This window comes from Streptomyces sp. NPDC104313 (assembly GCF_055583985.1).
On sequence record NZ_JBVJMW010000008.1, the window covers coordinates 296,382 to 308,914 of the forward strand.

Genomic DNA, 12,533 nt, shown 5'->3' on the forward strand with positions numbered 1-12,533 from the left:
CACCGACGCGGTCACGGCTGGAGGCCTCCTCAGGAGGATGCGGGCAGCGCGGAGGGAATGACCGGGGGCTTCGCGCAACCCATCTCCGCCACGACCGACCGAGCGAACGCACTGAGCAGCTCCCACCGGAGCTCCGTTCCCAGACTCGCCCCCGCCACGTCGAACTGAAGCGGCAGATCGGACGGCTGGGAGGCGATGGTGCCGGGTACGGCGCATACCGCGATCAACCTCATGCGAGCCGGGCCGGGCTCCGGTTCCACGTACACCGATTCGTTCGCCCGCCGCCACGTCCGGCTGTACTTCGGGCTGTCCATCATTCCCAGTGAGAGGAGGGACCACTTCGCCGACACATCGACGGTGCCGCTGATCCGGTCACCCTCGAAGGCGTCCAGTCTGCAACCGGTGTAGCGGGTGTGCTGGAGATCCGACTCCTGCCACTGCTTCGCCTCCCGTACGAGGCGATCCGCCAACGCGTCGGCCCGAGGTGTACCGCTCACCTCGACATCGCCGCCGCCCGTCGTCTTGACAGCGGCCTCCACGTTCTCAGCACCGAGCAACGTCCTGCACTGCCCCAGTCCCGGTGATTCCGCGCGCTCCTCGCCCCCGGAACACCCCGCGAGAAGACCGCCGATGGCCAGAACCGCGATGGCCGTCATCCGTCTCCCGTAGCGGCGCAGCCTCATCACTTGACCCTCCCCTGGTCGCTGACCGCGGTCTTTCCGTTCCCGTAATACGTCTCGATGTCCAAGCCGAGCTGCCGCTTCTCATCAGCAGACATCCCGATCTCGTCCGCATAGTTGAGCAGGGGCGTGACAGCTCCGCGCTCCCCCTCGGCCTTGAACTTGTCGATCCCGGTCAACGCTTCGTCATTGTTGTTGTACTCGCGCTGCTTCAGGTACTCCATCGTCTCACCGGCGTATCCGGTGCTGATTGCCGCGGTTGCGGTATCCATGACGAGAGGAACCGCTGTGGCGGCGACGACTCCCGCAGCGGGACCCAGGACCACTGCGGTGCCGACCCCCACCACAGCGCCTACTCCGGCGCTGACGCCGAATTTCCTCCACTCGGCTTCCTTCTCCATCTGCAGCACCTTGGCATCCTCGTCGCCCTTGAACTGCTGGTGGATGCCCTCGATACGCGCCTCGTCGAGAATTCCGTGCACCTTCGCCCCGCCGTATCCGAAGTGCAGTCCGAGGTCCTGGCGCTCGGCCCCGAATGCCTTCAGTCCACTCGCCTCGTACACCTGCTGTGCCGAGGACAACGTCTTCCAGCCCTCTTCATCGGCTGCCACCACACCCATGAACCGGCGCGTCGCGGCCTCGCCGAAGTCGGTCCGCTGGGAACCATCGCTGCTGTTCGCGAACAGTTCGTCGCGCCCGAGTTCGTCACCCGCCGACCCGAAGTTGTACGTGGAGTAGTTGAGGTCGTCGATGTACGCGGCCCCCATACGACCCAAGTTGTCCTTCAGCGCCTCATGTCGGCCGAGCAGGTCCGAATCCGAACCGTAGCTGTCGATGACCTCCTTCATGATGCCCGCCGTCACCTCGTCACGCTTCAGCGTGGGTGATGGGTCGTCCCAGGCATGCCCGGTAGTCGCCGCCTCCAGGGCCTTCCCCAGCGCATCAGGCATGTACTCCATGGACTTCTTCATGTCGTCACGATCGTGACCTGTGATGTCGTAGAACGGGTCGTAGTCCTTGTTCTGGAAGAAGTCCAGATAACTGGTGATCTCCTGCCCGTCCTTGTTCTTTCCGAGATCAGCGTCACCCTTCTTCGGGGTGCCGTCCTCGTTGTACGCGGTGGGTTCGGCGGAGAAGAACTGCTTCGCGGCCTCCGGGCTGTGCCCCAGGGCTTCCATCATGCTGTTCACCGGGTCGTAGCCGGATCCGTTGACGCCCGAGGGGTTCAGCGGATTCTCCGGCCCGCCGGGCATGCCCTTCGATCCGTAGAAGAAGCCGTGGTCCTTCTGCCTCAACTGGACTACGTGTTCGGCAATGGGGTTGAGGAACTTGGGGTCGTAGTTCCCATACCGCATGATGCCGCCGAGCAGCTGGTATCCGTACGGCCCGCTGCTGTCGTACTTGGCCAGCGGAATGCGTTCCGTGCCCATCTTGCGGAGTTCGGGGCCCCACTGCTCGGTGAAGGCCTTGTCGTGGGAGGCGGTGGCCAGGTTCAGACCCAGGTTCTTCTGGAGTTCCTGGACGTCCTTGAGCCGCTCCTTGTCGACCTTCATACCCTTGTGCGTATCCGTGGAGAGCTGGCCGAAGAAGGCGAGCGACTTCTCCGGGCCGAGCTTCTCGTAGAACGCCTTGGAGAACTCCACCGACTTTCCGTTGTCACGCAACAGCTCGTTGAGCGACTGGAGTTCGGTGTGGGTGAGGTCGCGGCCCTTGGCTGCCAGACCGGCGGCCCGGCCCGCCTCCTCCTGGTCGAACTTCGTGTACTTCGGGGCGCTGAAGTCCTTGCGGTCGGTGACGTTGGCCTCAAGGGAGTTCTTGAAGGTCACATCGGTGTCGTTGCAGTTGTCGACGATGAGGTCGATCCGCCGCTGCCACGACTCGATGTTCTCCCTCTCCTGCTGGAGATACTTGCTGAAGTCGGGGTCGTGGCGCGCCGCCCTGTCCTCGGAGATCGGGGAACGCGCCGTCACCTTGCCCCTGCCGTCCACCTTGACGCCGGCCGCCGGCCCCTCGTTGTCCCGGATGTTGACCAGGTCGTCCTTGGCCTTCTTGAAGGCCGTGTGGCCCTCTTCCAGCAGCGTCTTCACGCCCTTGGCCTCGGCGGCGGCGTCCGCGACCTCCTTGGCGGTCTTGCCGATGAACTCCCTGGTGACCCCGGCGTTGAGGCCCTCCCAGCTCGCCTTGCTCGCCTTCGCCTGCATCCCGTCGGTGGCCTGGGTGGCGAGCTTGTCCAGATTGGTCGCCATTTTCGACCAGTCGTCGGCCGCGGCCTTCAGCTTCCCCAGCGGGGCCTCGACGATGTCTTCGTAACTCAGCATGTGCGTGCTCCCCCGAGCCCTACTTCATGTATTCCGAGAGCTTGGATATCGATGCCAAGTCCCCGCCGATCTTCACATCGTCCTTGGCGTGCAGGGCCTTGGTGTAGTCCAGGTGGTTCGAGATGTGCGCACAGGAATCCAGCAGGGTCCTGAGATGGGTCTGCCAGAAGTCATGCACCTTGAGCACCGCCGAACCGCTCGCGAAGTTGCCGTTGGTGAGCGCGATGGCCGCGTCGAAGGTGGCAGGACGGGCGTGGTCACCGTCCTTCGAGAGCTTCGTCCTCAGCTCGTAGGCGTCATTCCCGATAGCGCCGAGATCGTCCCGGTTCACCACCAGGTCGGACGCGCCACCGCCCCCCTCGGCCGGAGCACTGTTGATCCGCATGGCGCTTCGATCTGCCGCTGCCGCGCGCAGTTCAGCCCATTCCTGCTCGAACGTCACGAATTCCCCAAGTCCGCTTGCGTAGACCGCTACGTCGGAGAGGTGCGGCCACCAGCCCGCTTACCGTATCGGGTTCGTCCCCGCACGGGGTGGGCAAGGAGTGAAGACCGCTTCACCTGGGCGTCGCCACCGCCGCCTGCGGCCGGATGGGCAGGCGGTTCACCGGGCGGCCCGTCGCCGAGCGGACCGCCGCGGCGACCGCCGCGGGGGCCGTGACGACCGGGACGGCCGAGGCCGGCTTCGCGCCGAAGGGGGCCACCACGTCGCGTTCCTCGACCAGTTTCACGATGCGGATGTCCGGAGCGTCCAGCGAGGTCGGGAGCGCGTAGCCGGTCAGGTCGGGGTGGCGGATCAGGCCGCGGGCGGTACGAAGGTTCTCCGTGAGGGCCGCGCCGACGCCCTGGGTGATGCCCGCCTCGATGCGGACCGCCAGCTGGGCCGGGTTCAGGACACGGCCCACGTCCTGGGCGACCGCCATCTCGACCACCCGCACGGAGCCGAGTTCGATGTCGACGTCGACCACCGCCCGTACCGCGCAGAACGCGAGGCCGACGAACGCGTCGCCCTGGCCGGACTCGTCCAGCGGTTCCGTGGGGTGGGGGCGGCACTGGGCGGTGGCCCAGAGTTCCTTGCCGTCCAGCTCCTCGGTGACCGTCGTGGACAGCACCCCGTCGTACGAGGTGATCTTGCCGTCGGCGATCTGGAGCAGCTCCGTGGACATGCCGAACTTGTGGGCCAGCGGCTGGAGGAGCTGGGTGCGGACCATCTTCGCCGCGCGCTCCACCGCTCCGCCCGACACCCAGGTGTGGCGGCCGTGCGTCGCCGGGCCCGCCGGGGGCTGGTCGGTGTCGACGGCGGCCACGTGGACCTCTTCGATGCCCAGGGTCTCCTGGACGATCTGGCGGGCCAGCGTGGTGAAGCCCTGGCCCGTTTCCACCGCCGCGCAGATCACCGTGGCCACGCCGTCGTGGACCCGGACCGTGGCCGTGGACACCTCGTCCTTCCCCTCGGCCCCGAGCATGTGGACCATGCCCAGGCCGTAGCCCACACCCCGGCGCACCGCACCGGGCTCTCCCGCGCCCTCGGGACCGCCCGGCAGCAGCCAGTCGTCCTCCGGGGCGTCCTTGGGGAGGGCGGGGAGGGGGTAGTCGCGGACGGCCTGGAGCAGTTCGGCCACGGGAGCCGGGCAGGTCACCGTCTGGCCCGTGGGCAGGATGTCGCCCGTGGAGAGCGTGTTGCGCAGGCGCAGTTCGGCCGGGTCGACACCCAGCTTGGCGGCCAGTTTGTCCATCTGGCCCTCGTACGCCGCGCAGACCTGCATCGCGCCCTCGCCGCGCACATGGCCCGACGGCGGGTTGTTCGTCCGGACCGCCCAGCCCTCGATGAAGGCGTGCGGGACGACGTAGGGGCCGCAGGCGAAGGCCACGGCGGCGGCCAGCGACTCCGATGAGGCGTCGGCGTACGCGCCCGCGTCCAGGAGGATCTGGGCCTCCACCTTGACCAGCCGGCCCTCCGCGTCCGCGTGGTGGCGGTAGCGCAGGAGCGTGGGGTGGCGGTGGGTGTGGCCGAGGAAGGACTCCTCGCGGCTCGCGGCCAGCTTCACCGGGCAGCCGGTGCGCAGCGCGAGCAGCCCCAGCGGAATCTGGAAGCCCGGGTCCTCGCGGTCGCCGGTCGCGCCCGGCACCCCGGTCACGACGACCTTGACCCGGTCCGGTTCCAGGCCGAAGCAGGCGGCGATCAGGTCGCGGTCGGTGTGCGGGTCGGTGGAGGCGGTGTAGATCTCCACGCCACCGTCCGGGCGGGGCACGGCCAGGCCGGCCTCCGCACCGATCGGGGCCGGGTCCTGGCGGCCGATGCGGTACAGGCCCTCGACGACGACCTCGCCCGCCGCCTCCGCGTCGCCGTAGCGCAGCGGGATGTGCCGGATCAGATTGCCGTCGGGGTGCAGGGGCTCCGCCGCGAACGCCTTCTCCGGGTCCGTGACCGGCTCCAGCACCTCGTACCGTACGGCGATGGCGGCGGCGGCCAGCCGTGCGGTGTCGGGGTGGTCGGCGGCCACGGCGGCGATCGGCTCGCCGTGGTGGCGGACCAGGTCGGAGGCGAACACCGGGCGGTCCACGACGTGGCGGCCGTAGTTCGCCTCCCCCGGTACGTCCTCGTGCGTGACGACCGCGCGCACCCCGGGCATCTCCTCGGCCCCCGAGGTATCGATGGACAGGATCCGCGCGTGCGGGTGCGGGGAGCGCAGCACGGCCGCCCACAACAGGCCCTCGGCCCAGAGGTCCGCGGCGTACGGGAAGGTGCCCTCGGTCTTCGCGCGGGCGTCGGTGGCCGGAAGTGAGGCGCCGAGGCCCAGCGGGGGCCGGTCCTCGTCCGGGCCGGAGCCCGCGCCCGTCCCGCCGCCGATGGCGTCGATCCTGGGCAGGCCGGTGCTGGTCGCGGTGGCCGCGTCGCTGCTCACGCCGCCTCCTTGTCGTTCGACCCGCCGGTGCGACGACGGGAGGTGGGCCCTGGGTTCACGTGGTGCGGGTGCTGGTGCTGGTGTCGTACGGCGGTGCCGCGGGCGTGCCTCACAGCGCCTCTCCCTCGTGCGGGTGGGGTCCCTGCTGCACGCCGCCGGCGCCCGGCTCGGCCTGGTGCGGGATGCGGGCCCCGTCCTGGACTGCCTCGGCGCTCGCCTCCCGGGCCGCGACGACGTCCGCGACCGCGTCGAGTACGCCCCGGTAGCCGGAACAGCGGCAGAGGTTGCCGCAGAGCGCCTGGCGGGTCTCCAGCTCGCTGGGGGCGTGGTTGCCCTCCAGCAGATCGTGGACGGTCATCGCCATGCCGGGGATACAGAAGCCGCATTGGACGGCTCCGCAGGCGGACAGGGCGCGCTGGACGTCGGACGGTTCGCCGTCGACGGCGAGGCCCTCGACCGTACGCACCTCACTGCCCGCGGCGGTGGCCGCGGGGACCAGGCAGGAGGCGACCAGGCGGCCGTCGACCTGGACGTTGCAGGCCCCGCACTCGCCCTGCGAGCAGCCGTCCTTGGCCCCGGCCAGGCCGAGGCGTTCGCGGAGCACGTAGAGCAGGGACTCGCCGATCCACGCGTCGCTGACCGGGCGGTCCACGCCGTTCACATGGAGCAGGTAGGACGCGGACGGGTGCTCGCTCGGTGCGTCGAGGAGGGCAGGAGCGGGGGCGGGGGTGAGGCCGGCCTCCGGGTCCGTTTCCGGACGCGTCTCCGGGTCCGCTTCCGGGCCGGAGCCCGGTGCCGTTTCCGGAGTCGTGTCCGGGACTCCGTCCGGTGCCGCTGCCGCGTTCGGCACGGTGTTCACGTCGACCCCGGGAGCGGGTGCCGTGTCGGGTGTCGTCTCGGCTTCCTCGGCGGCGAGGCCCTCGATGTCGGCGGTGGTGGTACCGGCGGTCTCCGCGTCCGGCGTCTGGGCTGTCTGTTCTGCCGGTCCGTCCGTCGCCGGTCCGTCCGTCGCGGACTCCGTTTCCGGGGTCTGCTCCGCCATCGTTACGGGGTCGGCCGCCGGCTCCGGTTCCGGTGTCGCCCAGGGGGCGGGGGCGCCGCCGGGAAGCGTTGCCGGGCGTGCGCTGTCCGCGTACCACTGCGGCGCCTGCGCCGAGGCCAGGAACTCGCCCGATTCGTCCGGGAGATCCCCGTCCGCCACCGGGATCGTCCACTGCCCGGTGTGGCCGGTGTGGCTCGCCTGGTCCGGATGGCTCGCCTGGTCGGGCTGGCTCGCCTGGTCGAAGTGGCCGGGGTGCCCGGACGCCGGGCCCCGCACCTCCGGGGCCGCGGTCGCCTCCGGGGCCGCCCTCGTCTCCGGGGCCGTCGCCGGATCGCCGAAGGCCTCGGTGAAGTTCCACTGGGCCGTGGCGTGCGACGTGTCCTGGTACGGGCCCCGGTATCCGCCCTGCTGGTTCGGGTCCGGCCAGTGGACCGCGCCGGGATCCTGGGCCGCGGCGGCCTCCTGGGCACGCTGCTCGGCCTGTGCCTGCTGGGTCTGCGTCTGGACCACCCAACTGCCCGTCGCCGCCGGGTCCAGGCCCGCGGCCGGGGTCAGCGGCCGGATCATCGGCGGGACGTACCCCTGACCGGGCGCGGCCAGGGGGATGTTCGCCAGGTCCTCCGGCGGGAGGTGGACGAACGCGGTGGCGTCGGCGTCGAACCCGTCGCCCTGCGGCGTCGGCTCCCAGCCGCCGTAACGGGGGTCCGGGCCCTCGGAGTGGCCCTGTCGCCCCTGCTGGTCGGGGAATTCCTCATTGCTCACGACAGTGCCCTCCCCAGCGCGCGTCGGGCGAGCGCGGCGACGGTGCGCCGCAGGTGCAGTACGGCCGGGGACAGCGGCGGGGCCTCTGATCCGTCGGCCGGTGGTGCGTGGTCGGGGACGCAGGCCGCGGCGACGTACTCGCCGAAGGCGGCCAGCGCGTCGGGGGCCAGGCCCCGCTCGCCGTCCCAGTCGATCAGCGAGGCGATCCAGCGCTCCGCCTCCAGCGGGCGCAGCGGCATCGGGGCGATGGCGCCGACCGCGCAGCGCACGCCCCGGCGGGCCGGGTCCAGGACGATGGCGACCGAGGCGGTGGCGCGGCCGGGACCGGTGCGACCGGTGGCCTTCAGGAACACCTGCGGGGCGTGCAGCAGCGGTACGCGGACGAAGCCGATCAGCTCCGCGGGCTCCAGCAGTTCACGCCCGGCCAGCAGGTGGGAGACGGGAATCTCGCGGCGGGCGCCGCCGGGGCCCGCGATGACCAGCTCGGCCTCCAGCGCGGCCAGCACCGGCAGGGCGTCGCCGGTGGGCGCGGAGGTGACGATGTTGCCGCCGAGCGTGCCCGCGTTGCGGATCTGCGGCGGGCCCGCGGCGCGGGCGGAGGCGGCGAGCGCGGGGATCAGGGCGGCGAAGTCGGGGCGCCCCATGCGGGCGTGGGTGAGACCGGCCCCGAGGAGCGCGTGGCCGTCCTGGTAGTGCCAGCCGCGCAGCTCGCTGATCCGGCCGAGGCCGACCAGTCCCGAGGGGCGCAGGAGCCCCTTGTTGACGGCTGCCATCAGGTCCGTGCCCCCCGCGACCGGAACGGCTGCGGGCATGGCGCCGAGTGCCGCCACGGCCTCGTCCAACGAGGCCGGCAGCGTCACCGACTGCATCGCCTGCGGTGCGTGCGTGGTCAACCCAGCTGCCCCTTCCCGGTCTCCCGGCTGTCCCGCCTGTTCCGCCGTACGGTACGTGTTCACAGCCCGGACGTGGCAACTCTGGCACATCTTCCGATCGGACCGTCGCGAGGGTCCGCGAAGGGTGGATCCGTCCCTGACCTGCGAGATGTTCCGGTTTCGCACCTCTTCGGCGGAGAGGGTGAATTGCCACTCTTCAGCGAGGCTTGTGCGACTTATCGCGGTTCGCGGTCTCGCTCCGGCGCGTGCCGGCAGGGTTGTTGGCCCCGGACGCGCGCCGGCCGCGGCGGTCCCGGAGGACGGCCGCGGCCGGGGCGGGGCGGTGCGGGGGTCACACCACCGGGGGCACTCCGTCGAGCGGGCGGCCGAGGATGCCGGGGCGCTGCTGCCGGGGGTACGGGCCGCCCGGCGGGCGGTAGTCCACGCCGAGGGCGTCGAGCCGGGCGTAGTGGGCCGTCATCCGGGCGTCGAAGGCGGCGAAGTCCCGGTCGGCCGGGGCGGGCAGGACGGACCAGGCGACCTCGGCGAAGGCCGCGAGGCGCGGGAAGACCTGGTAGTCGACGCGGGCCCGGTTCTGCATGACCTCGGTCCAGACGTTGGCCTGGGTGCCCAGGATGTGACGGGCCGCCTCCTCGCTCAGGCCCGGCGGGACGGGCTCGAAGCGGTAGACGTCCTCCAGGCTGCGGACGTATCCGATGGGCATCGGTTCGTCGGGGCCGCCGTCCTGACGGTGGTCCAGATACACCTGCTGCTCGGGGCACATGACGACGTCGTGCCCGGCCTCGGCGGCCGCGATGCCGCCGCCGTAACCGCGCCAGGAGGAGACCGCGGCCCCTTCGGCGAGGCCCCCTTCGAGGATCTCGTCCCAGCCGATGAGGCGGCGGCCCCGTTCGGTGAGCCAGGCGTCGAAATGCCGGATGAACCAGGACTGGAGCCCGTCCTCGTCCTCCACGCCGAGTTCGGCGATCCGGGCCTGGGCGAGCGGAGACTCCTTCCACTGGTCCTTGGGGCACTCGTCGCCGCCCATGTGGACGAACGGGGAGGTCTCGGCGGGAAAGAGTTCGAGCACCTCCTCCAGGACGCCTTCGAAGAAGCGCAGGGTGCTGTCGGTGGGGGCGAGTACGTTCGGGTTGACGCCCCAGGTGTCCCAGACGGAGAGGGCGGTGGTGTCGACGACGTCGGTGTTGCCCAGCTCGGGGTAGGCGCTGATCGTGGCCTGCGAGTGGCCCGGGATGTCGATCTCGGGGACGACCCGGATATGCCGCTCGGCGGCGTAGGCGACGATCTCGCGGATGTCGTCCTGGGTGTAGAAGCCGCCGTAGGGCGTCTCGTCCCACAGCTCCGAGGCCCGGTGGCCGTATTTGGTGCGCGAACGCCAGGAGCCGACCTCGGTCAGGCGCGGGTAGCGCTTGATCTCGATGCGCCAGCCCTGGTCGTCCGTGAGATGGAAGTGGAAGACGTTCAGCTTGTGGGCGGCCAGCAGGTCCAGATAGCGCAGGACGTCGTCCTTGGGCAGGAAGTGCCGTGAGACGTCGAGCATCATGCCGCGCCAGCCGAAGCGGGGTTCGTCCTCGACGACGACCGCCGGAACCTCCCAGGCGCGGCCCGCGGCCAGGGGGGCCCGCCGGAAGGCGTCCGGGCCGAGGAGCTGACGGAGGGTCTGGGCGCCTCGGAAGACGCCCGCGGCGCTGCCGCCCGTGAGGCGTACGGCTTCGGTCTCGACGGCGAGACGGTAGGCCTCGGGGGCCAGTTCCTCGTCGAGGGCGAGCACGATGCCGCGGTCGCCCGTGCCCTCGGCCAGCGGCAGTCCGGTGGCCGCGCCGAGCGTGGTGCGCAGCCAGCGGGCGACACCCTCCGTGCCCGGTGCGGAGTTCAGCGGGGTGTCCTGGCCCAGCGGGCAGGGCCCGGAGGCCGCCGGGGTCACGGTGCGCGGGGCCGGGATCAGACCGAGAGCCGCGGTGTCCACGGTGTCCGTGTGGTCCGTGTGGTCCGTGTGCTCGGTGTTCCGGGGTGCCATGCCATCAGTCCTTTACCGCTCCGCCCAGTCCGGAGACGAGGCGTCGCTGTACGAGTACGAAGAAGACCAGTACGGGAATGGTCATCACCGTCGAGCCTGCCATGATCCCTCCCCAGTCGTTCTCGTCCGGTTTGAAGAAGACCAGCAGCGCCATGGGCAGCGTCGACTGGGAGGTGTCGCTGATGATGAACGACTTCGCGAACAGGAAGTCGTTCCAGGTGGTGATGAAGGAGAAGACGCTGGTCGCCACGAGGCCCGGGAAGACCAGCGGGAAGAGGATCTGCCACAGGAAGCGGGTGCGGCTGGCCCCGTCGATGTAGGCGGCCTCCTCCAGGGCTTCGGGGACGGCCTTGACGAAGCCGCGCAGCATCCAGATGGCGAACGGCAGCGAGAACGCGAGGTGCGGCAGGATCAGCGAGCCGAGCGTGTTCAGCTGGCCGAAGTCCCGCATCAGGAAGAAGAGCGGGATGGTCAGCGCCTCCACCGGCACCATCTGCGCGACCAGGAACATGATCAGCAGCGTGGTGCGGAACTTGAAGCGGAAGCGGGTCACGGCGGTGGCGGCGAGGAAGGCGATCAGCGCGGAGAGGATGACGACCGTGCCCGCCACCAGCAGGCTGTTGAGGAAGTAGCGGCCGAAGTCCTGCTGTTCGAAGACCCGGCGGAACGAGTCGAGCGAGGGGGCGAGCGTCCAGGGGCGGGCGTCGGTGGACTGGATCTCCCCGGCCGGTTTGAAGGCGGAGAGCACCATCCAGTAGAGGGGGAAGGCGACCGCGACGGCGATCAGCAGGGCGGCGGCCTCCGCGGCCAGCCTGCCGGGCCGCTTGACGCGCAGCAGCTTGGCGATGCCCGCTCCGCGCGTGGCACCGCGTACGGGACGGTCTCGTACGGCACTGTCGCGTACGGCACGCTCGTGTACGGCACGGTCGGTGGACGCGCTCACAGTTCTTCCCCCTGGCGCCTCACCAGGCGCAGATAGACCAGCGTGACGGCCAGCAGGATCACCAGCATCACGACGCCGATCGCGGATCCGAGGCTGTACTGCGAGGACGCGAACGCCTTCTGGTACGCGTACACGTTGAGCACCAGGTTCTGGCCGGCGATGCCGCCGCCGCTGGTCATGACGTAGATCTGGGTGAAGACCTTGAAGTCCCAGATGATCGACTGGATGGTGACGACGATCAGGATGGGCTTGAGCATCGGCGCCATGATGGTGCGCCAGATCCGCCACTGGGACGCGCCGTCCAGCGAGGCGGCCTCCAGCACTTCGGTCGGGATGGCCCGGATGCCCGCGTACACGGTGACCATCACGAACGGGAACGAGCACCACAGGACCGCGAGGAGCACCAGGGCGAAGGCACTGTAGCGCCCGTACGTCCAGGAGAAGTCGCCGAGTCCCAGCACCTTGTTGACCGGACCGAAGTCGGGGTCGAAGAGGAAGACCCAGACAGTGGAGCCGGTGATCGCGGGGGTGGCCCAGGCGCCGAGCGCGGCCATCATCAGCGCGAGCCGGGGCAGGGCGCGGATGCGGGTGAGCAGGACGGCCAGCGCGCAGCCGACGATCAGGGTGGACACCACGCAGGCCGCGGCGAAGACCACGGTGGCGAGGAGGACCTGCCAGAACTGGTCGTCGTTGAAGAGGGTGGCGTAGTTGCCGAAGCCCTGGAAGGTGGTGGGTTCGCCGCCGCTGACCTGGGCCTGGGTGTACTCCAGGAACGAGATCAGGCCGAGCTGGTAGATCGGGTAGACCAGCAGCCCGGCGAGCAGGACGAGCGCCGGCAGGAGGTAGAGCCACGGGGTCCAGCCGGGGCGGTTCGCGGGCGAGACGGACCCGCCGCGCCGGGGCGGGCGGGCGGCCGGGGCGCCGCCCTTCCCGGCCGCGGGCGGCACTTTGAGTGAGGTGGTGTGCGTGGTCATC

Annotated in this window: 9 protein-coding genes; all 9 read right to left on the reverse strand. The window is 70.5% G+C overall.

Annotation, left to right across the window (positions count from 1 at the left end; genetic code table 11):
• Positions 1-29: 29 nt before the first annotated feature.
• On the reverse strand, positions 30-683 hold the full coding sequence (locus ACZ60Q_RS21115) for a hypothetical protein (protein WP_469636618.1): 654 nt from the start codon (positions 681-683) through the stop codon (positions 30-32).
• On the reverse strand, positions 683-2,998 hold the full coding sequence (locus ACZ60Q_RS21120) for a hypothetical protein (RefSeq protein ID WP_469636621.1): 2,316 nt from the start codon (positions 2,996-2,998) through the stop codon (positions 683-685). Before ACZ60Q_RS21120 ends, ACZ60Q_RS21115 begins: the two co-directional genes overlap by 1 nt.
• Before the next feature lie 19 nt (positions 2,999-3,017).
• Complete coding sequence (locus ACZ60Q_RS21125) at positions 3,018-3,440, reverse strand: hypothetical protein (RefSeq protein ID WP_469636624.1); 423 nt, start codon at positions 3,438-3,440, stop codon at positions 3,018-3,020.
• Positions 3,441-3,552: 112 nt separating this feature from the next.
• Positions 3,553-5,901 carry a xanthine dehydrogenase family protein molybdopterin-binding subunit gene (locus ACZ60Q_RS21130; protein WP_469636626.1) on the reverse strand — a complete coding sequence of 783 codons (2,349 nt, stop codon included), beginning with the start codon at positions 5,899-5,901 and terminating at the stop codon, positions 3,553-3,555.
• Between the two features lie 109 nt (positions 5,902-6,010).
• A complete protein-coding gene (locus tag ACZ60Q_RS21135) occupies positions 6,011-7,705 on the reverse strand; it encodes a (2Fe-2S)-binding protein (protein WP_469636629.1) in 1,695 nt (564 codons plus the stop codon).
• Positions 7,702-8,598, reverse strand: coding sequence for an FAD binding domain-containing protein (locus ACZ60Q_RS21140; RefSeq protein WP_469636632.1), 897 nt, complete (start codon positions 8,596-8,598; stop codon positions 7,702-7,704). Before ACZ60Q_RS21140 ends, ACZ60Q_RS21135 begins: the two co-directional genes overlap by 4 nt.
• A gap of 331 nt (positions 8,599-8,929) precedes the next feature.
• Entirely contained in the window at positions 8,930-10,615 is a 1,686-nt protein-coding gene (locus ACZ60Q_RS21145) for a beta-N-acetylhexosaminidase (RefSeq protein WP_469636635.1), read from the reverse strand.
• 4 nt (positions 10,616-10,619) lie between these two features.
• Positions 10,620-11,462, reverse strand: a complete 843-nt coding sequence (locus ACZ60Q_RS21150) for a carbohydrate ABC transporter permease (protein ID WP_469636821.1) — start codon at positions 11,460-11,462, stop codon at positions 10,620-10,622.
• Positions 11,463-11,554: 92 nt separating this feature from the next.
• Positions 11,555-12,532 (reverse strand): carbohydrate ABC transporter permease, encoded by a 978-nt coding sequence (locus ACZ60Q_RS21155; RefSeq protein ID WP_469636638.1) that lies wholly within the window; start codon positions 12,530-12,532, stop codon positions 11,555-11,557.
• Position 12,533: the final 1 nt, after the last annotated feature.